Below are 22,021 nucleotides of genomic sequence, written 5' to 3'. Positions count from 1 at the left end.
TCAGCCTCCTACGCTCCAACGGGCAAACGCGCCCCAGAACCAGTCGAATTTCGCCGCGAAGGCCACGAAAACGACCCAGACGAGGCTGAACGGCAAGAACACTTTCCAACCCAGGCGCATCAACTGGTCATAGCGGTAGCGGGGTGTGATCGCCTTGACCATCGCGAAGATGAAGAAGAAGAACGCCATCTTGGCAACCATCCACAATACGCCGTCAGGCAGGCCTGGGATCGGGGACAGCCAGCCGCCAAAGAACAGCAGTGTGGTCAGAGCACACATCAGGAAGATGGCGATGTATTCACCAGCCATGAAAAGCAGGAAAGGCGTGGCCGAGTATTCGACCTGATAGCCTGCAACCAGTTCCGATTCCGCCTCGGGCAGATCGAAGGGTGGACGGTTGGTTTCAGCCAATGCCGAGATGAAAAACAGGAACACCATCGGGAAATGCGGCAGCCAGTACCAGCTGAAGAACCCGAACGAGCCATCCTGTGCGCGGACGATATCACCAAAGTTCATCGAACCGGTCGAGATGATGATGCCGATGATGATCAGACCGATGGATACCTCGTATGAAATCATCTGCGCGGCAGAGCGCAGCGACCCAAGGAATGGATACTTTGAGTTCGACGCCCAACCACCCATAATCACGCCATAAACCTCAAGCGATGAGACTGCGAAGACATAGAGGATGGCGACGTTGATGTCCGACAGGACCCAGCCATCGTTGAACGGGATCACCGCCCAGGCGATCATCGCGAGGACAAAACTGGTCAATGGTGCGAGGATAAACACTGTACGGTCGGCACCGGCGGGAATGACGACCTCTTTCACCACATATTTCAGTGCGTCCGCCACCGATTGCAGCAGGCCGTATACGCCGACAACGTTGGGGCCGCGACGCATCTGGACGGCGGCCCAGATCTTGCGGTCGCCGTAAACGAGGAACAACAGCGAGATCATCACGAACGCAACAACAGCAAGCACTTGCGCCAGAATGATGATGGCTATTCCGCCTGGGGTGTTAAAGAAGTCAGCCATTGGTCCTCACACCGTGGGTATTTTGGTTTCCGCGTGCGATGCAAAGGCCAGATGCCTGCGCAATCTGCGGCTGGGTCGGCGCGTTGGTGTAAACAGCATCTGCCGTCTGTACGCCACCCTTAATCTTCAATTTCACACGCAAATCCGGCGCGGCTATCTGCCACCCGGGCACCGCGTACGTCTGCAATATGAAACGTTTCTGGTTCATTCAGCCGCAATCTTCTCAGTCTTGCGGGTCTGCGCCTGTGCCGATAGTTCGGCCATCAATTGCGAGGCGCGGGCAATCGGGTTGGTCAGGTAGAAATCCTTGATTGCATTGCGGAAGCTGGCTTCACCCAATTTTCCGGCTTGTAGCGCCGCTGCTTCATTCTCAATCACCTCATCAATGCGCGCCAGATGCGGAACAGATTCGAGCAAGGAGGTTCGCAATTGAGCCAATGTATCGTAGGGCAGCGTAGCCCCCAGCTCGGCAGACAACGCCCTTAGGATTGCCCAGTTTTCCTTGGCCTCTCCCGGTGCAAAGCCTGCGCGCATGGCGAGTTGAGGACGCCCTTCGGTGTTCACGAACAGACCGTTTTCTTCTGTGTAAGCCGCCCCCGGCAGGATCACATCTGCGCGGTGCGCGCCACGATCGCCGTGACTGCCCTGATAGATCACAAAGGCACCCTCGCCGATCTCAACTTCGTCAGCACCGAGGTTATAGATCACATCGGCCGCGTTGACCGCCTCCATGCCACCTTCGTTGGTCGCATCCACATCCATCGCACCTACGCGCGATGCCGCGGTGTGCAGAACGATCAGCCCACTTTCGGTATTGCTTGCAATGGCTTGCGCGGCGGCCAGAATGGCAGAGCCATCGGCCTCCTGCAGCGCGCCCTGCCCGACGATGACAAGAGAGCGCTTGCCCTTGATCTCATCATCACCACCCATATCAACGATGGTCTGCAGCGCGGCACGGTCGCTGCCTACATGGTGATACTCATAGGTCAGATCGACGGCAGGCCCGACCAGGGTCACCTCGGCGCCGTGTGCCCAGGCCTTGCGGATACGAGCATTCAAAACCGGAGCCTCGTCACGCGGGTTGGTCCCAATCAACAGGATACGTTCAGCCGCATCAATATCTTCGATTGCCGCGGTCCCGGCATAGGCTGCTCGGTTACCCGCAGGCAGTTTGGCGCCGTCGGTGCGGCACTCAACGATACCGCCTTGCCCTTCGATCATCTGTTTCAGCGCATAGATGGCCTCTACCGGAGCCAGATCACCTACGATCCCAGCCAGTTTCTCGGCCCCCTTAAGAACCTCAGCAGCTTTGTTCAGTGCTTCTGGCCATGTGGCAGGACGCAGCTTGCCGTTTTCGCGCACATAAGGCCTGTCCAGTCGCTGACGCCGTAAGCCGTCCCAGACAAAGCGGGTCTTGTCGCTGATCCATTCCTCGTTCACACCGTCATGGTTGCGCGGCAGAAAGCGCATCACTTCACGCCCTTTGGTATCTACACGGATGCTTGAGCCCAAAGCGTCCATCACGTCGATACTCTCGGTTTTGGTCAGTTCCCAAGGGCGAGCGGTGAAGGCATATGGCTTCGAGGTCAACGCCCCTACCGGGCACAGATCGATGATGTTGCCCTGCAGGTTCGAATCCAGCGTCTGGTTCAGGTACGAGGTGATCTCGGCATCTTCGCCGCGTCCGGTCTGACCCATCTGGGTGATCCCGGCGACCTCTGTGGTGAAGCGCACGCAACGAGTACAACTGATGCAGCGAGTCATCGCGGTGCCAACCAGCGGACCAAGGTCCAGATCATCCACGGCACGCTTGGCTTCTTTGAAGCGCGTCCCTGACAGACCATAGGCCATGGCCTGATCCTGCAGGTCACACTCACCGCCCTGATCGCAGATCGGGCAATCCAGCGGGTGGTTGATCAGCAGAAACTCCATCACCCCTTCGCGGGCCTTCTTGACCATGGGCGAGTTCGTCTTGACCACCGGTGCCTGCCCTTCCGGACCCGGACGCAGATCGCGCACCTGCATCGCGCAGGAGGCCGCCGGTTTCGGCGGGCCGCCCACGACCTCGACCAGACACATCCGGCAGTTCCCGGCAATCGACAGACGCTCGTGATAGCAAAAGCGCGGCACCTCGACCCCGGCCTGCTCGCAGGCCTGGATCAGTGTCATCGCGCCATCGACTTCGATTTCCTGCCCGTCGATATTGACTTTGCGGAGGTCAGACATCGCTAGTTCGCCCTCAAATACACGCCTATGGCGCTGTTTCTTTCAATCTCTTTCCGCCCTAACGTGCAGAAAGAATTGGGATTTTCATAAGACACGCCGTTTTGGATCAGATACGCCTCACCCTTGGCGCGCATCCTGTCTTTTTCGGCATCCGAGTCCACATAGGCGCGGATTTCCTTGTCCGAATATCCCAATTTGTTCGCCTTGGACCGCAGATCCCACATCACCCCAATCGCCTTAAGTCGACGCCCGCTGATCGACGGACAGTACTCCGAAATCTCATTTGCGATCGCGATGTAGTAGAGTTCGTTGTCGATCTCTTTGACATCCCTCAAGGGTGGTTTGGCTTCGGCCATTACAGGCATCGAAATCGCGCAAATCGCGGCCAGAAGTCGTACAACGGTCATGACATTTCCTTTCGTCTTGGGATTCCCAAGACGGCGGTCAGCCGGGCTGCTATGCAATAACAGCCCATGGGTTTTGCCGTGATATGCGATACGGTGGCTCATGGTCGCTGACAGCTTCCGGCATATGTGAGCTTATCGTTTTCGATCCGTAGATTTTGCGGCTCGGTCTCCGGCCCAACCTTCCATACAATTCTGGACGATCCAAAATTCTGAATGCAGAATTTTGTGCCCTCATAACGGCCTGCTTCGCGTGCGCCTTCCAATGACTGCGAAACGCCATTCACAGTCACAGTGAAATCGGTAGGTGTCGTCTTCTTATCCACGTGTTTAGCGTTGGCGTTGAAGAAAATGCCGTCAAACGCCACGCGGGTCGCCCTCGATTTCGCTGTACCGCAGGCAGATACAAGTAAGCTTCCCACCAATACCATTGTCATTACGAATACGCGTTTCGCCATCATGACCACTCCTGTTTCGTGGCTGGCGCTTGTGGCATCCGCTGATGCGCAGGAGAAAGCGTATGAATCAACATCCCGTTCACTCCGCCGCGACCTGTACGCAACGATTGTCGCGCCACTTGCTGGCCTGTTTCAATTCTGCCCACCCAAAGGCATGCTCGCTGGGTCCTTCCGAGCGCAGCTTTTCCAGACGATCCAGCGCTTCGGCCAAACTGGGGCAATGCCCTTCCCGCACCCACCACATGACAAAATGTTGTTCGCCAAGGATTTCGAACCACTCTTGCCGACGCTCGTAGAACTGTTTGTGGATAGTCCCCCAAACAAATTTCTCAAGGCTGGCGACGTCTTCCCAAACCGTCAGGTTCGCGACGAATTGCGGATCATCCCCGATGCTGTTTTCGGTGTTGCCTGTTCCCGGTTCTCCGGACCCTTCCATCATCCAGACAAAGCCGGACATCCGCTTGCCAAGCCCGTTGACGCGATCCAGGTTGGCCATGAATTCAGCCACGCGCGGATCGTCTGTTGGCGCCAACAAACGGCCGACATTCAACTCGGCCAGATGATATCCTTCGGGCTGGATCAAAACGCGGCCACCAACGCAATAAGGCCAAGAATGAACATGCAGGCCCATCCAACCACATAAGCAACAGACCGGACCCCGCTATGCGGCTTGCCGATCCCGCGCAGGTGAATCACCAACATAACAACCCGCGCCAGCAGCGCTATTGAGGCCAGCAGGTTCACCCAGAACGGGCTGGCCCCCAACAGGATCGCCGCGACTGTAACAGTCAAAAAGGCAGGCAGAGTTTCAGTGCCGTTCAGATAAGCGCGGTTCAAACGATAGGCCCTGTCCGAATAATCCTGATCCGGAGTGGCCCCCGGTGCCAGCCCCTTGCCCGCTTTTGCAAGCGCCGAGAACGGCGACATGAACAGAACGATCAGGGTAAAGATCACCAAAGCGGCGATCGCGTGGGAATATTCGGCATAGACTTCCATCGATTTTACTCCGCTGCCATCGCACCCATGCGGCCCGATTTCTGGGCCTTGATGCGGTCCTCTATTTCTTCTCGGAAATTGCGGATCAGACCTTGGATCGGCCAAGCGGCGGCATCGCCAAGGGCGCAGATTGTGTGGCCTTCAACCTGTTTGGTGACGTCAAACAGCATGTCGATCTCTTCCAGTTCGGCTTCACCACGTACAAGACGGTCCATCACGCGCATCATCCAACCAGTGCCTTCACGACATGGCGTACACTGGCCGCAACTTTCGTGCTTGTAGAACTTCGACAACCGCCAGATTGCCTTGATGATGTCGGTGGACCTGTCCATCACGATGACCGCTGCCGTGCCCAGACCCGAACCCAGTTCTCCGCGCAGATAGTCAAAATCCATGATCGCGTCGCGCATGTTCTCACCGCGCACGCATGGCACCGAAGACCCGCCGGGTATTACCGCCAGCAGATTGTCCCAGCCGCCACGAATGCCGCCGCAATGGGTTTCAATCAGCTCTTCGAAGGAGATCGACATCGCCTCTTCGACGACACAGGGGTTGTTCACATGGCCCGAGATCGCAAACAGCTTGGTGCCCGCGTTGTTCTGACGGCCAAAGCCTGCGAACCAGTCGGCACCACGCCGCAGAATCGTGGGCACAACGGCAATCGATTCCACATTGTTCACCGTGGTCGGGCAGCCATAAAGACCCGCTCCCGCCGGAAACGGAGGCTTCATGCGCGGCATACCCTTCTTGCCCTCAAGGCTTTCGATCAGAGCAGTTTCCTCGCCGCAGATATAAGCCCCAGCGCCGTGATGCAGGAACAGGTCGAAATCCCAGCCGGAACCAGCAGCATTCTTCCCGAGCAGACCCGCGTCATAGGCTTCGTCAATCGCGGCCTGCAGAGCCTCACGCTCGCGGATGTATTCGCCGCGCAGGTAGATGTAGCAAGTATGCGCGTTCATTGCGAAAGACGCGATCAGGCACCCCTCGATCAGCGTGTGCGGATCATGACGCATAATCTCGCGGTCTTTGCACGTCCCGGGTTCGGATTCATCCGCGTTCACCACCAGATAAGCCGGGCGACCATCGCTTTCCTTGGGCATGAAAGACCATTTCAGACCGGTCGGGAAACCCGCACCACCACGGCCGCGCAGACCTGAGTCTTTCATTGTCTGGATGATCCAGTCGCGGCCTTTCTCGATCAGGCCAGCGGTGCCGTCCCAATGCCCGCGGGCCTGCGCGCCTTTCAACGTGCGCTCATGCATCCCGTAGATGTTGGTAAAGATCCTGTCCTGATCCTTCAGCATCGCGTGTTACCTTTGGCTGTCCTGACGCATGCGCCAGAGTTGAAATATGTTGACGCCCGCATAGATGAATCCTGCCAAAGCGGCAAAATCAAACAGCAGCGCATAACGCCCCGGCAATCCGATTGCAGGGCCAATGAACAAGGTCATTCCAAGCCAAATCACCATCGTCACCGCAATGACGATGCCGATATGTCGGCCCTTGCGGGCTATGGCCAGTTCCTTGTCCGTATCCATCTTGTCCTGATGCCCTAGGCGGGCACTCGTTTAATCTTCGTAAGTGCCGTCTTCTTTGGCACGTTTGGCAAACTCGGTTTCTTCACCTGCAGCCAGTTTCGCGGCTTGTTCGATCCACCCGTCCCGCTCGATCCGGCCTTTGAATTTCAGCCGTGCATCGACCCAGGCCACCTGCTCAGGCGTCCATGCAGCGATCTGGTCATAATGATAAAAGCCCAGCCCGTTCAGGGTTTCTTCCAGCTTCGGACCAACGCCCTTGAGCATCTTGAGATCATCCGGCTTGCCACCCCGCGCTTCTTTCAGCGTTTCCGGCTGATCCTCTTTCGCTGCTTTCGCTTCTGCGGCCTGTTTCACAGCAGGTTTCGCGGGGGTCGGCGCTTTGGGTGGCTTCGGCGCGGCTTTGGTCGCTGCTGCTTTGCCATCCTTGCCCAGCCACGGGGTCAGGATCGGAACCTCGGTCCCGTCGATGCGCTTGACGGTATCACCCAGATCGCTCGCAAGCTGAACACTTGCGTTATACTGCGTTCTGCCGCTTTCATACTCCGTCAGGCTGGACAGCCCCTTCAGAGGTTCCGCCGCATAGCGCCCGTTCTGAGGACCCGGAGTCGGCACTTTGCCCGCCACCAGATCATCGAGAATCTTGCCAAAGCTCTCGGTCGTCAGATCTTCGTAGTAATCCTTACCGATCTGCGCCATCGGGGCATTGGTGCAAGATCCGAGGCATTCCACCTCTTCCCAGCTCAGCTTGCCATCAGCAGACAGTTCATGCGGCTTTGCAGCGATCTTTTCCTTGCAAACCGCAATCAGGTCCTCGGCCCCGCAAATCATGCAGGACGTAGTGCCACAGACCTGAATATGCGCAACCGAACCAACCGGCTGCAGTTGGAACATGAAGTAGAACGAGGCAACCTCAAGAACGCGGATATAGGCCATACCAAGCATGTCGGCGACGGATTCGATCGCCGGACGGCTCAGCCATCCCTCCTGCTCCTGCGCGCGCCACAGCAGCGGGATGACCGCACTGGCCTGACGCCCCTCGGGATATTTGGTTATTTGCGCTTCGGCCCATTGCTGGTTAGCAGCGGTGAAGGCGAAGCTTTCGGGTTGTTCGGCGTGAAGACGGCGGAGCATTAGCGGTCAATCTCTCCAAATACGACGTCCATGGTGCCGATAATCGCGGCGACGTCGGCCAGTTGGTGCCCTCCGGCAACGTGGTCCATGGCTTGCAAGTGCAGGAACCCCGGCGCGCGGAGTTTGGCGCGGTAGGGCTTATTGGTGCCGTCGGCGACCAGATAGACGCCGAACTCGCCCTTAGGAGCCTCAACGGCGGCATAGACTTCGCCCGCGGGGACGTGGAAGCCTTCGGTATACAGCTTGAAGTGATGGATCAGGCTTTCCATCGAAGTCTTCATGTCCGACCGTTTCGGCGGGGTGATCTTGCCGCGCGCCAGAACATCTCCGGGACAGTCGCGGATTTTGGCGATGGCCTGACGGATGATCAGCAGTGACTGGCGCATTTCTTCCATGCGGACAAGATATCGGTCATAGCAGTCGCCGTTCTTGCCGACGGGGATCTGAAACTCGAACTCGTCATAGCATTCATAGGGTTGCGCGCGACGCAGGTCCCATGCCAGCCCCGAGCCACGGACCATCACGCCCGAGAAGCCGTATTTTTGAATGTCATCCTCGGTCACGACGCCGATATCGGCGTTGCGCTGTTTGAATATGCGGTTTTCGGTCAACAGGCCGTCAATGTCATCGAGAACGGCGGGAAACTCGTGGCTCCAAGCCTCGATATCATCCAGCAATTCCGGCGGCAGGTCCTGATGAACGCCACCGGGGCGGAAATAGGCGGCGTGCAGGCGGGCACCACAGGCACGCTCGTAGAACACCATCAGCTTTTCACGCTCTTCAAAACCCCACAGAGGCGGGGTCAGCGCGCCAACGTCCATGGCCTGAGTAGTCACGTTCAGCAGGTGGTTAAGAATACGCCCGATCTCGGAATACAAAACGCGGATTAGCGAGCCGCGACGCGGCACTTCAACACCGGTCAGTTTTTCGATGGCCAGACACCAGGCATGTTCCTGGTTCATCGGTGCCACGTAATCAAGACGGTCGAAATACGGCAGATTCTGCAGATACGTCCGGCTTTCCATCAGCTTTTCGGTACCACGGTGCAATAGGCCGATATGCGGGTCGCAACGTTCGACGATCTCGCCGTCCAGCTCAAGCACAAGTCGCAGAACTCCATGCGCCGCAGGGTGTTGCGGGCCGAAGTTAATGTTGAAGTTGCGGATCTTCTGTTCTCCGCTCAGCGCGTCCGTGCTGCCGTCATCGTATCTTGAGCCGTCCATCAACGCCCTCGTTTCTTCTTCGCTTCGGCCCGTACCCGGACCTTTTCCGCCTCAGCTGCCTTGGCAGCGGCCCCAGCCAGCAGAACCCCAAGCGCCCCCAACGCAATCAGTTCCCCCAGACCCATCAGCGGCGCTCCATCTCTTGCAGTTTCATGGCCATGATCCAAATCAGGATCAGCGTTCCAATCGGGATGACGCAGGCTACGACCCAGTATTTCTCGATCCCGAAATGCGGTAGCAGCTTCAGCATCGGGATAATCGTGGCAACCGTGACGGCAATCCAGATCAGGAACTCCATGACTTACGACTCCTGTTTTTCATCCCCCGGAAGAATGTAGTTCGCACCTTCCCACGGGGACATGAAATCAAATTGACGGTATTCCTGAACCAATGAGACCGGTTCGTAGACCACGCGCTTTTGCGCTTCGTCATAGCGGACTTCAGTATAGCCAGTGGTCGGGAAATCCTTGCGCAGTGGATAGCCGCGGAAACCATAATCCGTAAGGATGCGTCGCAAGTCTGGATGACCCGAGAACAGGATGCCGAACATGTCGAACACCTCGCGCTCGAACCAATTGGCAGAGGGGTGCACGTCCACGATTGAAGGCACCATGTCATCTTCTCGGATCGAGACTCGCAAGCGAATGCGCTGGTTCTGATACATTGACAGGAAGTGGTAGACCACATCGAACCGCTTGGCCCGTTCGGGGTAGTCGACGCCGGTGATGTCAACCAGGGTCGAGAACTGGCAGGTCCGCTCACTTTTGAGAAACTCAATGAATTCCACCAGATTCGAAGGAGCCACATCGACGTTCAGCTCGCCATGGGTCACATCCCAGGCCAGAACGCAATCTGCACGTTTCAGCTCCAACTGAGTGCCGAGTTCTTTGAGTGCTTCGCTCATCTATCCTCTCCCTCAGCGTACGATGGTGCCGGTTCGGCGGATTTTGCGTTGCAGCTGCATCAGTCCATACAACAACGCCTCAGCGGTTGGAGGGCAGCCGGGCACGTAGATATCCACCGGAACAACCCGGTCACAGCCACGCACAACGGAATAGGAATAGTGGTAATACCCACCGCCATTCGCGCAGGACCCCATCGAGATCACATAGCGCGGCTCGGGCATCTGGTCATAAACCTTGCGCAGCGCCGGGGCCATCTTGTTGGTCAGCGTTCCAGCGACGATCATCACATCAGACTGGCGCGGAGACGCACGAGGCGCGATGCCGAACCGTTCCGCGTCATACCGTGGCATCGACGTGTGCATCATCTCTACCGCGCAGCAGGCCAGACCAAAGGTCATCCAGTGCAAGGATCCGGTCCGCGCCCAGTTGATGATGTCCTCGGTCGAGGTCAGCAGAAATCCCTTGTCCTGCAGTTCTGCGTTCAGGGCCTGGGTGGCGACTTCCTTGTCGACGCCGGCGGTGTTTGCGCCCGTCATCACTCCCATTCCAGGGCCCCTTTCTTCCATTCATAGGCAAAGCCGATGGTCAGCACCGCCAGGAACACCATCATCGACCAGAACCCAACATCGCTGATGTCTTTGAAGCCAACGGCCCAGGGGAACAGGAAGGCGATTTCCAGATCAAAGATGATGAAGAGAATCGCGACCAGATAGAATCGGACATCAAACTTCATTCGCGCATCGTCGAAGGCGTTGAAACCACATTCATAGGCGCTGACCTTTTCGGGGTCGGGATTGCGAACAGCCAGGACCACAGCAGCCAGAATCAGTACGATTCCAAGGCCTACGGCAACGGCCAGAAACACCAGAATCGGGAGGTACTCCCGCAGCAGGTCTTCCACGTATAGCTCCTTTCCTGCGCAAGTCCCGAAAGGGTGCGCCGTCAATTGGCGATTTGACTGGACATTCTCTATCCCTGTGGGGTCAGAGGGTCAACCGAACAGAAACGCGCAGGTCGGCATTGTTACAATCATCCAGCGGGCTATTGCGGAGAACACTTCTGGAACAAAGTGATCGGCTAAACCTAACTAATCCATGCAGGTTTTCGTTTGTCGAAAAAGGCGCCGATTCCCTCTTGCGCCTCATCAGTTTCCCAACGCGCGACAAGCTGTCGAATGGTGTGGTCAATCACCGCGTCATCAATTCGCGGCCCAAGTGACTGGATCAGCTGCTTGGCCGAAGACACCGCACCGGGTGCACAGGACAGATAGGGAAGCACTTCAGCTTCGACCGCCTCGGCCAACGCCACAGCGGGCACCGCGCGGGTCAACAGGCCCAGTTCGACCGCTTCCGCCGCTTCGAATAGGCGGGCAGACATAAAGACGCGCCGCGACCGTGCTTCGCCCATTCGGGCAATGACATAGGGTCCAATCGTCGCCGGGATCAGGCCAAGCCGCGTTTCGGTCAGACCCATCTTCAGGCTTTCCACACCGATCGCCACATCGCAGACCGAAGCCATCCCGACACCTCCACCAAACGCGTTTCCCTGCAACGCGCCGATCAAGGGTTTGGGCAGCGTATTTAAGGCATTCAGCATCTCAGCCAGCTTGCGCGCTTCGGCAAAACGCGTCTCGGGATCGGCAGCCATCTGCGCCTGCATCCAACCCAGATCTCCCCCGGCGCAAAAGCTCTTGCCCGCGGCGGCCAGAACCACCACCCGCACCGCATCATCATTTGCCAATTGCCCAGCGGCCTGGGTTAGCTCTGCAATCATCTGCGCCGACAGTGCGTTGTGCTTCTCGGGTCGATCCAGCGTCAGAGTAGCCACGCCACGCGCGTCTGTGTTCAGCGTAATGGTCTCGAACATATCTTATTCCGCCCGCATTGCCCGCGCCATGCGCGCCGCCTGTTCCAGAACCGGCACATCCAGACCGGTCTCATATCCCAACCGTTCCAGATGTGCGGTCACGGCTTCGGTTGCGGCATTACCGGCCGCACCCGGCGCATAAGGGCAACCACCCAGCCCGCCCACGGCGGTATCAAATACCCGCACACCCAAGGCAAGCGAAGCGTCTATGTTGTCGATTGCCCGCCCGTTGGTATCATGAAAATGTCCTGCAAGCCGGGTAACCGGCACTCGTTCGCGCACGGCCAGCAGCATATGAGCAATCTTGTCCGGCGTTCCCTGCCCAATTGTGTCCCCCAGCGAAATCTCATAGCAGCCATGGGCAAACAGCGCGTCCGCCACCTCGGCCACCTTCTCGGGCGGGGTCGGGCCGTCATAGGGACAGTCGGTCACGCACGAGACATAGCCCCGGACGGGCAGATCAATATGTCGTGCTGCTTCGAGAATGGGCACAAACCGTTCGATGGATTCGGCAATCGTTGCGTTTATGTTCGCTTTCGAGAACCCCTCGGACGCCGAAGCAAACACCGCGATCTCATCTGCCTTGGCTGCCAACGCGTCCTCATATCCGCGCATATTCGGCGTCAGCGCAGCGTACCGCACGCCTTCGGTCCGTGTGATTCCAGCCATAACTTCACCGCTGCCCGCCATTTGCGGGACCCATTTCGGTGAGACAAAACTGGCAACTTCGATCCGGTTGAAACCGGCCCGGCTGAGGCAATCGACCAAGGCGACCTTCTCGGCCACCGGGATCTCGCGCTGTTCGTTCTGCAGGCCGTCGCGTGGCCCGACCTCGAATATTTCGACCCGTTCTTTCATCAGCGCATCCCTTCCCGGTTTCTTATCGTTTCAATTGCGGATGGCCCGACTGTGCCACGCAATCCGCGGGCCGAACAGATCAATCCTCGGCCAACCGAACCAACGCTGCACCGGCCTCGACCTGTGCACCTGCCTCGGCCAACACTTCCGCGACCACCCCATCTCGGGCGGCCAACAAAGAATGCTCCATCTTCATCGCTTCCAGAATGGCCAGCCGGTCGCCCTCTTTCACCTCCTGTCCCGCCGAGGCGAAGACGGCCTTGACCAGCCCGGGCATCGGCGCCTCGATCACGTTGGTGTCACCTGCAGCACTGGCATCGCGGTCCAGAGGGTCAATGACCTCAAATACCTGCCCATAGTCGTCGAATACAGTGACCTGTGACCCGGCCATGACAACATTGGGCATGGGTGTCCCATCGATGGTCCAGCCAGCGCCACGCCGCCGCGCAACAAGCTGCGCACCTTCGATCTCCCAAATCTGCCGATCCGGGCCTTCGACCTGGACATCCAGATCAACAACCTCTCCGTCGCGCATTAGCTGCACGGCCCGGTGCAATGCCCCCCAAAGGGTGAAGCCTGTCTCAGAGGCAGTCTCTATCAGGCCCAGCGCCGTCATCGCCGCAGCCACCGTTGACGCATGACCTGTATCAGCGACCTCTACCAGAGCCTCAAGATCGCGCCCGATCAGCCCGGTGTCCACATCGCCGGACGCAAACCCGCTGTGACGCGTCAGAGCACCGAGGAAGGCGAGATTTGTGACAGTCCCGGCGACCTCGGTCTGGCGCAAGGTCCGGTGGAGATTTTCCAAAGCGACCGCGCGTGTCGGGCCATGCACCACGACCTTGGCGATCATAGGGTCGTACCATGGGCTGATCGTATCCCCGGCGCGCACGCCACTATCGGCACGGCAGCCTTCCGGGAACTGTAGATGAGTCAGCGTACCCGTCGCAGGCAGAAAGCCTTTGGGCACATCTTCGGCATAAAGCCTCGCCTCAAAGGAATGCCCGCGGATCGACAAATCGCCCTGCCGCTTCGGCAGGCTTTCACCCGCTGCTACGCGCAACTGCCATTCGACCAGATCAACGCCGGTAATGGCCTCGGTCACCGGGTGCTCGACTTGCAGGCGCGTGTTCATCTCCATGAACCAGAACCGATCCGGGCAGAGCCCGTCCGAGGCATCGACGATGAACTCAACCGTCCCTGCGCCCTTGTATCCAATCGCCTCAGCCGCACGCACGCCCGCCTGCCCCATCGCCTCACGCATCTCGGCAGTCATTCCAGGGGCTGGGGCCTCTTCGATCACTTTCTGATGTCGCCGCTGCAACGAGCAGTCGCGTTCAAACAGATGCACCGCATGGGTGCCATCGCCGAACACCTGCACCTCGATATGGCGGGGCTTGGCGACGAATTTCTCGACAAGTACAGCATCGTTACCGAACGCCGTCTTTGCCTCACCGCGCGCGCTGTCCAATGCAGCCGAGAACTCCTCGGGCGCCTCGACCAGCCGCATCCCCTTGCCACCACCACCTGCAACGGCCTTGATCAAAACGGGATACCCGATGGTATCTGCCGCGCCAGCCAGATGTTCGGGGTCCTGATTGTTGCCATGATAGCCGGGGACGACGGGAACTCCTGCGTCCTCCATCAATTCCTTGGCTGCATCCTTAAGGCCCATCTTGCGGATCGCGTCCGCCGATGGCCCGATGAAGGTCAGACCTGCAGCCTCGACTGCATCCACAAAATCCGGGTTTTCGGACAAGAATCCATAACCAGGATGGATCGCCTGCGCTCCTGTATCCAGCGCCGCCTGAATGATCACATCACCCTTCAGATAACTTTCGGCTGGGGCCGCGCCACCAATATGCACCGCTTCATCCGCCATTTGCGCATGCTTGGCCGATGCATCAGCATCCGAATACACAGCCACACATGATACGCCCATCTTCTGAGCAGTTTCCATGACCCGGCAGGCGATCTCGCCGCGGTTGGCAATCAGGATTTTGTTAAACATAGCTTACCCCTTAACCGCCAGATCTTCGACAAGGCGGAAGCGTTCGCACAGCAATTCCATCTTGGGATCGAACCCGCCATTGCGTTCGAAATACCGGCGATGATCCTCGCGCCATCCCTCAAGCGTTTCATTCTCACCCTCGGCCAACGCAAAGTCTTCGGTCACATCGCAATATCGGCAGGTCGAAACCTCGACCGTTTCGATCACCAAAGCGGGGCGATCATCCCATTCCAGCGCAATATCCTGACGCCCAACGACCGGAGTATCTGCACTGCCTACGGGGTAGTCTCGCAAAGCACCACATGTCGCCGTTTTTCGGCCTAATCTTACCAACGCCAGCAGCTCGGCACTTAGCGATGCGCTGTCTCCAAACTTGAAGGTCTGCGCGCCCGGGTAGCGGGCCATTACTTCATTCAATGAAACGCTCATCTTACATCCTGAACACGCCGAAACGTGTCTCCTCAATCGGGGCGTTCAGTGCGGCACTTAGCGACAATGCCAACACATCGCGCGATTTGCGCGGGTCGATGATGCCGTCATCCCACAACCGCGCCGACGCGTAGAGCGGGTGGGATTGTTCTTCGAACATGTCCAGCGTCGGGCGCTTGAATTCAGCTTCTTCCTCAGCCGACCATGTGCCGCCCTGTCGTTCGATCCCGTCGCGTTTGACAGTCGCTAGGACACCTGCAGCTTGCTCGCCCCCCATCACTGAGATACGCGAATTCGGCCAAGTCCACAGGAACCGAGGCTGATAGGCGCGTCCTGCCATGCCGTAGTTTCCAGCTCCGAAGGACCCTCCGACAAGCATTGTGATCTTTGGAACGCTCGTCGTCGCCACCGCCGTCACCATCTTGGCCCCGTGCCGCGCGATGCCTTCGTTTTCATATTTCCGACCAACCATGAAGCCTGTGATGTTCTGCAGGAATACCAGTGGTGTTTTGCGCTGCGAACACAGCTCGACAAAATGCGCACCCTTCTGCGCGGCCTCAGAAAACAACACACCGTTGTTGGCAATGATCCCGACCGGGCAGCCTTTGACATGGGTAAAACCGGTCACCAGCGTCTCACCAAATCGCGGTTTGAACTCGTCGAACCGAGAGCCATCGACCAGCCGCGCAATCACCTCGCGGATGTCATAGGGCGTCCGCAGATCGGCCGGAACTACGCCCAAAATTTCCTCGGGATCATAGGCAGGCTCTTCCGGTGTTTCGAACTGTAGGCCAGGCTTCAGCCCGGCACCCCCCAACGACCCGACGGCCCGCCGAGCCAAGGCCAACGCATGCGCATCATCCTCGGCCAGATAATCCGCCACGCCGGACAGGCGCGTATGCACATCGCCGCCACCCAGATCTTCGGCTGTCACAACCTCCCCCGTCGCGGCCTTGACCAAAGGTGGTCCGGCCAGAAAGATCGTGCCCTGCTCTTTCACGATGATCGTCACGTCGGACATCGCCGGAACGTAAGCCCCGCCCGCCGTACACGACCCCATTACAACGGCGATCTGAGCAATCCCCTTCGCGCTCATCCGCGCCTGATTATAGAAGATGCGGCCAAAGTGATCGCGGTCGGGGAAAACCTCATCCTGATTGGGCAGGTTCGCACCGCCGCTATCGACCAAATAGATGCAGGGCAGATGGTTTTCCTCGGCAATCTCCTGCGCGCGGAGGTGTTTCTTGACCGTCAGCGGATAATATGTGCCGCCTTTCACAGTGGCATCGTTGCACACCACCATGACCTCGCGCCCCTGCACCCGGCCAATCCCCGCGATCACCCCGGCACAGGGCGCGGCATCTCCATACATCCCATGTGCCGCCGTCGCGCCGATTTCCAAGAACGGAGAACCCGGATCGAGCAGGTTCGCCACCCGACGACGCGGCAGCATCTTGCCCCGCGATTCATGCCGCGCCCGCGATTTTTCACCGCCACCCATGCGGGCCGCTTCGGCGGCATCTGCAATATGTGCCAGCGCATCCAGATGTGCGGCTCGGTTCGCCTTAAACCCCTCAGAGGTTGGTATGGCTTTGGATTTTAGTTTCATTCCATCTTCCCCAAGTCGCGCAATTCCACAGCGCGTTCAGCGGTTTCGGTCAGCAGGCAATTTGCGGCAACAATCGAGCGTATCGTTCCATCAGACCATATGCCGTAGGCCAGAGCACATTCAGCATCCCGAAATCCGATCCATGCGCGTTGAGCATCTCGCAACTGGTCCGAAAGTTCGGGACTTTGTTCAGCCAGTTCTGCTCGACGCAGTTTATACTGTTCGTTTAGAAATGAATCCCAAATTTGGGTTTCGGCTTGAATACACTCGGTGATGCCAAGGGTTGTTTCATTTCCCGGTATAGTTTGGCAGGCATTGGCAGCTGTACCGAGACATGATGACAAGCTATCGCCATGCTGCGTCTGAGAAAAACATTGTTGAATATACGACTGGTCTACCCAAGCGCTCTGAGCGGAAACAAGCGATGGTACTAGCATCGCAGCAAGTGCAATTCGCATCATGTAATTGCCTCCCCTGCAGCCCGCGCCTTCAATTCCTTCCGGATCACCTTTCCCGTCACCGTCATCGGCAACTCTTCCAGAAACGACACCTCACGCGGATAGGAATACTGCGCCAAACGGTCCTTAACCCAATTCTGCAACTCAGCGCCCGACGCCTCAGCCCCCGGCTTCAATACCACATAGGCCTTCACGATCTCGGTCCGCAGCTCATCGGGCTTGCCGACCACGCCCACCGTTGCCACTGACGGGTGGGTCAGCAAGCAATCCTCGATCTCCGCCGGACCGATGCGGTATCCTGCCGAGGTGATCACGTCATCATCGCGACCGACAAAGCGCAGATAGTCCCCTTCCCACACGCCACGGTCACCGGTGATCAGCCAATCACCTCGGAATTTCTCAGCCGTTGCTTGCGGATTATTCCAGTATTCCAGCAGCATTGAGGCCGAACCGCGCCGGATGGCAACATCGCCTTCCTCCGTCGTCGGTTGGCCATGATCGTCAATTACCGCCACCTCATGACCCGGCACCGGTTTACCGATACAGCCGGGGCGAACGGGGAAGTCCTCGGCGCAGGAGGATACGACCATGTTACACTCGGTCTGGCCATAAAACTCGTTGATCGTCAGACCAAACGCCTGCTGGCCCCAAGCCAACATCTCAGCGCCCAAAGGCTCGCCCCCAGACGCCACCGACCGCAATCCCGGTATCGACTGATCCGCAGCTTTGAGCATCCGTAAAGCCGTCGGCGGAAAGAAGACGTTCCGCACCCCCGCCCGCGCGACCACATCGGCGCAGGCCTTTGGGGTGAATTTGTCCAAACGCGTGGCAACCACCGGAACACCCAGCGCAAGCCCGGGCATCAGAACGTCGAACAAACCGCCGATCCACGCCCAGTCTGCTGGAGTCCACAGGCAATCCCCATCACGCAGGTGGTTGTGGCTGATCGAGACGCCCGGCAGGTGGCCCAGCAGCACACGATGACCATGCAGCGCACCCTTGGGACTGCCAGTGGTGCCGGACGTGTAGATCAGGACCGCCGGATCTTCGGGGCCGGTATCGGCAAAGGGCACCGGTTCCCCCTCCTGCCCGATCTCGTCAACCAAAAGTGGCTGGGCCAGATCCCCCAGCAACGCGGCCCCTTCTGTATCCGTCAAAACGATCCGCGCACCTGCATCTCTGACGCGCGATGCCAGCGCATCGTGTTTGAACAGCTTGAACAACGGCACCGAAATCGCACCGATCTTCCAGATCGCCAGATGCGCGGCGGCACACCACGGCGACTGGCTGAGCAAGACGCCAACCCGGTCTCCTGGCTGGACCCGAGCTATCAACGCGCGAGCGATGCCATCAACCATAAGCTCCAGTTCGCCAAATGTTACCACGCTCGGATCGCCCTGGGTCAGATCCAGCAAAGCAACCCGATCGGATTGTTGCGACAGGCATTGCTGCGCCATGTTCAGCCGATCAGGGATCGCCCAGCTTTGGTCGCCGCGCAAACCCGGTATGCGCTCAGCGGGATGCATGCTGATTTTCCCTTATTTCATTAGCGGTTGCAGCTAGCCTCCCCGCTTCAGCAATTTCCGGAGTTTGATGCAGATCAGAGCGTTTCTGCGCCGCGGCATCCAAAACATCGACATCAACGCAAGCAAAGGCACGAATATGACAAAGAAACTCGCCGCTTTGACCCTTTCTACCGCACTTGTCGCTCTGGCTGCCCCAGCCTTCGCCCAATCCCAGGGCGATTGGACTGTCGGTGTTGGTGTCGGCTATCTGGACCCCAAATCCGACAACGGTACTCTGGCCGGGTTCGACGCCGAAATCGACTCGGACACCCGTCCGATTTTCACCGTCGAATACTTCGTTCAGGACAATCTCGGGATCGAGCTCTTGGCCTCGACCCCCTACAAGCATGACGTCACTCTCAGTGGCAGCGTTGACGCGGGCAGCGTCAAGCATCTTCCGCCTACTCTGTCGCTGAACTATCACTTCCCGACCAATAGCGCGTGGAAGCCCTATGTCGGCGCTGGTCTGAACTACACCATCTTCTTCGAGGAAGACTCGCCTTTGGGCGATCTCGATCTGGACAACTCCTTCGGCGTTTCTCTGCAGGCCGGTCTGGATTACATGGTCACGGAAAAAGGCGCGGTGCGTCTGAACGTGCGCTGGTTCGACATCGACTCGGACGTCAAACTTGACGGCAACGACATCGGCACCGCCGAAATCGACCCGTTCCTGATTGGCCTGTCCTACGTTCATCGTTTCTGATCCAATCGTAAGAAGCCCCGTGGTTCAATGAACTGCGGGGTTTTCCGTCACAACATCTCGTTCATCATTTCGCGCCCAATCAGCATGCGGCGGATTTCGCTGGTGCCCGCGCCGATCTCCATCAGCTTTGCATCTCGGAAAATCCGGCTGACCGGCGAATCCGACAGGAATCCGGCACCACCCAACGCCTGAACGGCCTGATGCGCCTGCACCATCGCCTGTTCCGAGGCATATAGGCAGCACGCTGCAGCATCCTGACGGGTTACATCCCCGCGGTCGCATGCCTTGGCAACTTCGTAGACATAGGCCCGCGCCGAATTCATTGCTGTGTACATATCCGCGATCTTGCCCTGCATGAGCTGGAAGCTCCCGATCGGTTTTCCGAACTGCTTACGCTCGGCCAGATAGGGCATCACTTCATCCAAGCAGGCGGCCATGATCCCGGTTCCAATACCCGCAAGAACCACACGCTCATAGTCCAGACCGGACATCAGAACGGCTACACCCCGCCCTTCTTCGCCCAGAACATTCTCGAACGGCACTTCAACATCTTCAAAGATCAACTCAGCGGTGTTCGAGCCGCGCATGCCAAGCTTGTCGAAATGAGGCGAAGTCGAAAACCCGATCATCTCTTTCTCGATCAGAAAGGCCGTGATCCCCTTTGACCCGGCGTCCGGATCGGTCTTGGCATAGACGACCAGAGTGTCTGCATCCGGCCCGTTGGTGATCCAGTATTTGTTGCCATTCAGCCGATAGTGATCGTTTCGCTTTTCTGCACGTAGCTTCATGGAAACCACATCCGACCCAGCCGAGGACTCGGACATAGCCAACGCCCCGACATGCTCACCCGAAATCAGACGGGGCAGATATTTTTTCTTCTGCTCTTCTGTTCCGTTCAACTTGATCTGGTTCACGCACAAGTTCGAATGCGCGCCATAGGACAAAGATACCGAGGCCGAGGCGCGCGCCACTTCCTCAACTGCCACCGTATGCGCCAGATAGGACATACCGGCCCCGCCATATTCTTCAGGGACTGTGACGCCCAACAAACCAAGCTCACCCATCTCTTTCCACAGCTCATTCGGAAAGGCATTGGACGCGTCGATCTCGGCCGCCATCGGCTTGACCCGTTCCTGAGCCCAGCGGTGCACCATCTCACGCAAGGCGTTCACGTCCTCGCCCAGATCGAATTGCATTGTGGCCATAAACATGCAGGGCTCCTCCGATTGCATTAATGAACAAGCGTTCAATAATCAGATAGCAGCGTTTCCTCCTCGGGTCAATGACGACACGCAGGCCAACGCAAAACGCCGCCCGGCAAGGGGCGGCGTTTTCAGATAAATCGAGCGTGCGCTGAAAGCGCACTCCGCTGGACTACGACTGATAGACAGCGCTGACTTCAGCCCGGATAATGCGTGCAATTTGGGCACAATCTTCCAGCGAAAAGGTCAGTGGAACGCGCATATCCATGATCCCTGCCAATATCCGATCACTGACCGGCATCGGGGCGCTGTCGGCATAACGCCAACTGTCATAGCGTGAGGTAAAGCCCGACGGTTCAGTCCCCCCGAACCACTTCAGTTCGACCCCGCGCGCGGCGCAACGCTGGATTACCTCGGCAATGCGCTCGGGTGTCCAGTCCAGCAACAGGAATTGTATCGATGAACCGACATAGGTCTCAGCATCAGGCCGCTCCACCATCGTCAAACCCGGCGTTTCACGCAGGCCACGCTCAATCTCAACATAGCGTTCGTTCCAGCGCTGCACCTGCCGGTCCAGATCGCGCAACTGCGGGCGCAGGATCGCCGCACGCAGATTATCCATCCGGCCCGAGACATTGGGGGTGGTGTATTTGATCTGCTCGAACACCTCCGGCCCAGGCGCGGCCAGATGGCGTTCATAAAGCATATAAGACCCGGACAACATCGTAGCCTTGGCGGCCAGTTCCGGATCATCCGTGATCAGCAACCCGCCCTCGCCCGAATTGACATGTTTATAGGTCTGGCACGAGTAACATCCAATGGCCCCCTGCCGCCCAGACAGTTGTCCGCGCCACAACGCACCCATGGTATGCGCGCAATCCTCGATCACGATCACGCCGGCGGCGTCGCACATCTGCATCAGCCGATCCATATCGCACAGATGCCCTCGCATGTGGCTAAGCATTAGTACTTTCGCCTGATCCAGCTTGGCCTCAAGATCATCCAGATCGATGGTCAGGGCTTCGGTCACACCAACAAAGACCGGCTTTGCCCCAACCGACGCGATCGCCCCTGGCACCGGGGCCAGAGTGAACGCGTTGGTCAAAACCGGATCGCCCGGCTTAACCCCCACCGCCCGCAGAGCTGTGGCCAAAGCATACCCCCCAGATGAGACTGCCAGACAGTATTTCGCACCCATTTGGGCGGCGAATTCCTGCTCCAACAAAGCCGTCTCGCTCAATTCGCCAGGGGCAACATTGTAGCGGTGCAAACGACCATGGCGCAAAACGGCCATGGCGGCCTCGATCGCCTCTTCGGGAATGGGTTCTTGCTGGGTGAAATTACCTGTGAATGTCTCAGTCATGAATCCGTTTTTATGCTGAGTGTTAAGCGGGTCAAGGG

The 22,021-nt window shown here is 58.2% G+C and carries 26 protein-coding genes; 1 reads left to right on the top strand and 25 read right to left on the bottom strand.

Going from position 1 to position 22,021, the window contains the following annotated elements; translation table 11 throughout:
* The 23 genes from nuoH to ACRZ96_RS18965 form a co-directional block, all read right to left on the bottom strand.
* Positions 1 to 1,038 carry an NADH-quinone oxidoreductase subunit NuoH gene (gene nuoH / locus ACRZ96_RS19075; protein WP_039534288.1) on the bottom strand — a complete coding sequence of 346 codons (1,038 nt, stop codon included), beginning with the start codon at positions 1,036 to 1,038 and terminating at the stop codon, positions 1 to 3.
* Positions 1,031 to 1,246 carry a hypothetical protein gene (locus tag ACRZ96_RS19070; RefSeq protein ID WP_480705435.1) on the bottom strand — a complete coding sequence of 72 codons (216 nt, stop codon included), beginning with the start codon at positions 1,244 to 1,246 and terminating at the stop codon, positions 1,031 to 1,033. The genes nuoH and ACRZ96_RS19070 overlap by 8 nt, the downstream gene beginning before the upstream one ends.
* Complete coding sequence (nuoG, locus tag ACRZ96_RS19065) at positions 1,243 to 3,264, bottom strand: NADH-quinone oxidoreductase subunit NuoG (protein ID WP_480705437.1); 2,022 nt, start codon at positions 3,262 to 3,264, stop codon at positions 1,243 to 1,245. The genes ACRZ96_RS19070 and nuoG overlap by 4 nt, the downstream gene beginning before the upstream one ends.
* 2 nt (positions 3,265 to 3,266) lie before the next feature.
* A complete protein-coding gene (locus ACRZ96_RS19060) occupies positions 3,267 to 3,671 on the bottom strand; it encodes a DUF5333 domain-containing protein (RefSeq protein ID WP_255612031.1) in 405 nt (134 codons plus the stop codon).
* Between the two features lie 98 nt (positions 3,672 to 3,769).
* Entirely contained in the window at positions 3,770 to 4,126 is a 357-nt protein-coding gene (locus ACRZ96_RS19055; RefSeq protein WP_255612030.1) for a hypothetical protein, read from the bottom strand.
* 79 nt (positions 4,127 to 4,205) lie between these two features.
* The gene (locus tag ACRZ96_RS19050; RefSeq protein WP_170403991.1) at positions 4,206 to 4,709 is read right to left on the bottom strand and encodes a DUF3291 domain-containing protein; all 504 of its coding nucleotides are present in this window, start codon (positions 4,707 to 4,709) and stop codon (positions 4,206 to 4,208) included.
* Positions 4,706 to 5,122, bottom strand: coding sequence for an MAPEG family protein (locus tag ACRZ96_RS19045; protein WP_170397051.1), 417 nt, complete (start codon positions 5,120 to 5,122; stop codon positions 4,706 to 4,708). Before ACRZ96_RS19045 ends, ACRZ96_RS19050 begins: the two co-directional genes overlap by 4 nt.
* 5 nt (positions 5,123 to 5,127) lie before the next feature.
* Positions 5,128 to 6,426 carry an NADH-quinone oxidoreductase subunit NuoF gene (gene nuoF / locus ACRZ96_RS19040; RefSeq protein ID WP_170403997.1) on the bottom strand — a complete coding sequence of 433 codons (1,299 nt, stop codon included), beginning with the start codon at positions 6,424 to 6,426 and terminating at the stop codon, positions 5,128 to 5,130.
* 6 nt (positions 6,427 to 6,432) lie between these two features.
* Positions 6,433 to 6,660 (bottom strand): DUF5337 domain-containing protein, encoded by a 228-nt coding sequence (locus tag ACRZ96_RS19035; RefSeq protein ID WP_170404000.1) that lies wholly within the window; start codon positions 6,658 to 6,660, stop codon positions 6,433 to 6,435.
* Between the two features lie 30 nt (positions 6,661 to 6,690).
* A complete protein-coding gene (gene nuoE / locus ACRZ96_RS19030; RefSeq protein WP_480814935.1) occupies positions 6,691 to 7,791 on the bottom strand; it encodes an NADH-quinone oxidoreductase subunit NuoE in 1,101 nt (366 codons plus the stop codon).
* Positions 7,791 to 9,014 carry an NADH-quinone oxidoreductase subunit D gene (locus ACRZ96_RS19025; RefSeq protein WP_010442773.1) on the bottom strand — a complete coding sequence of 408 codons (1,224 nt, stop codon included), beginning with the start codon at positions 9,012 to 9,014 and terminating at the stop codon, positions 7,791 to 7,793. Before ACRZ96_RS19025 ends, nuoE begins: the two co-directional genes overlap by 1 nt.
* Positions 9,014 to 9,139, bottom strand: a complete 126-nt coding sequence (locus ACRZ96_RS19020; RefSeq protein WP_010442774.1) for a hypothetical protein — start codon at positions 9,137 to 9,139, stop codon at positions 9,014 to 9,016. The genes ACRZ96_RS19025 and ACRZ96_RS19020 overlap by 1 nt, the downstream gene beginning before the upstream one ends.
* Positions 9,139 to 9,312, bottom strand: a complete 174-nt coding sequence (locus ACRZ96_RS19015; protein WP_170397057.1) for a hypothetical protein — start codon at positions 9,310 to 9,312, stop codon at positions 9,139 to 9,141. The genes ACRZ96_RS19020 and ACRZ96_RS19015 overlap by 1 nt, the downstream gene beginning before the upstream one ends.
* A gap of 3 nt (positions 9,313 to 9,315) precedes the next feature.
* Positions 9,316 to 9,918 carry an NADH-quinone oxidoreductase subunit C gene (locus ACRZ96_RS19010; protein WP_170424113.1) on the bottom strand — a complete coding sequence of 201 codons (603 nt, stop codon included), beginning with the start codon at positions 9,916 to 9,918 and terminating at the stop codon, positions 9,316 to 9,318.
* A gap of 12 nt (positions 9,919 to 9,930) precedes the next feature.
* Positions 9,931 to 10,464: a NuoB/complex I 20 kDa subunit family protein gene (locus tag ACRZ96_RS19005; RefSeq protein WP_010442777.1), complete on the bottom strand. Its 534-nt coding sequence runs from the start codon at positions 10,462 to 10,464 to the stop codon at positions 9,931 to 9,933.
* Positions 10,455 to 10,820, bottom strand: coding sequence for an NADH-quinone oxidoreductase subunit A (locus ACRZ96_RS19000; RefSeq protein WP_010442778.1), 366 nt, complete (start codon positions 10,818 to 10,820; stop codon positions 10,455 to 10,457). The genes ACRZ96_RS19005 and ACRZ96_RS19000 overlap by 10 nt, the downstream gene beginning before the upstream one ends.
* Positions 10,821 to 11,002: 182 nt before the next feature.
* On the bottom strand, positions 11,003 to 11,785 hold the full coding sequence (locus ACRZ96_RS18995) for a crotonase/enoyl-CoA hydratase family protein (RefSeq protein ID WP_170424115.1): 783 nt from the start codon (positions 11,783 to 11,785) through the stop codon (positions 11,003 to 11,005).
* Between the two features lie 3 nt (positions 11,786 to 11,788).
* On the bottom strand, positions 11,789 to 12,643 hold the full coding sequence (locus tag ACRZ96_RS18990) for a hydroxymethylglutaryl-CoA lyase (protein ID WP_480771600.1): 855 nt from the start codon (positions 12,641 to 12,643) through the stop codon (positions 11,789 to 11,791).
* A gap of 79 nt (positions 12,644 to 12,722) precedes the next feature.
* The gene (locus ACRZ96_RS18985) at positions 12,723 to 14,654 is read right to left on the bottom strand and encodes an acetyl/propionyl/methylcrotonyl-CoA carboxylase subunit alpha (protein ID WP_480771601.1); all 1,932 of its coding nucleotides are present in this window, start codon (positions 14,652 to 14,654) and stop codon (positions 12,723 to 12,725) included.
* A gap of 3 nt (positions 14,655 to 14,657) precedes the next feature.
* Positions 14,658 to 15,083, bottom strand: a complete 426-nt coding sequence (locus tag ACRZ96_RS18980; protein WP_170663811.1) for an ASCH domain-containing protein — start codon at positions 15,081 to 15,083, stop codon at positions 14,658 to 14,660.
* A 1-nt stretch (position 15,084) separates the two neighbouring features.
* Positions 15,085 to 16,692, bottom strand: coding sequence for a carboxyl transferase domain-containing protein (locus ACRZ96_RS18975; protein ID WP_480771602.1), 1,608 nt, complete (start codon positions 16,690 to 16,692; stop codon positions 15,085 to 15,087).
* The gene (locus tag ACRZ96_RS18970; RefSeq protein WP_480771603.1) at positions 16,689 to 17,153 is read right to left on the bottom strand and encodes a lysozyme inhibitor LprI family protein; all 465 of its coding nucleotides are present in this window, start codon (positions 17,151 to 17,153) and stop codon (positions 16,689 to 16,691) included. The genes ACRZ96_RS18975 and ACRZ96_RS18970 overlap by 4 nt, the downstream gene beginning before the upstream one ends.
* Entirely contained in the window at positions 17,150 to 18,676 is a 1,527-nt protein-coding gene (locus ACRZ96_RS18965) for an AMP-binding protein (protein ID WP_480791093.1), read from the bottom strand. The genes ACRZ96_RS18970 and ACRZ96_RS18965 overlap by 4 nt, the downstream gene beginning before the upstream one ends.
* A 136-nt stretch (positions 18,677 to 18,812) precedes the next feature.
* Here ACRZ96_RS18965 and ACRZ96_RS18960 point away from each other — a divergent pair, with 136 nt between their 5' ends.
* A complete protein-coding gene (locus tag ACRZ96_RS18960; RefSeq protein WP_480763602.1) occupies positions 18,813 to 19,418 on the top strand; it encodes an OmpW/AlkL family protein in 606 nt (201 codons plus the stop codon).
* 47 nt (positions 19,419 to 19,465) lie between these two features.
* Here ACRZ96_RS18960 and ACRZ96_RS18955 read toward each other — a convergent pair whose 3' ends face one another.
* Positions 19,466 to 20,629 carry an isovaleryl-CoA dehydrogenase gene (locus ACRZ96_RS18955; RefSeq protein WP_170424129.1) on the bottom strand — a complete coding sequence of 388 codons (1,164 nt, stop codon included), beginning with the start codon at positions 20,627 to 20,629 and terminating at the stop codon, positions 19,466 to 19,468.
* Positions 20,630 to 20,792: 163 nt separating this feature from the next.
* A complete protein-coding gene (locus tag ACRZ96_RS18950; protein ID WP_480814934.1) occupies positions 20,793 to 21,983 on the bottom strand; it encodes a DegT/DnrJ/EryC1/StrS family aminotransferase in 1,191 nt (396 codons plus the stop codon).
* Between the last annotated feature and the right edge of the window lie 38 nt (positions 21,984 to 22,021).

Source organism: Ruegeria sp. CF1 (genome assembly GCF_056537445.1).
Note: the sequence above shows the minus strand (reverse complement) of the source record. Positions and strands in the feature narration are given on the sequence as shown.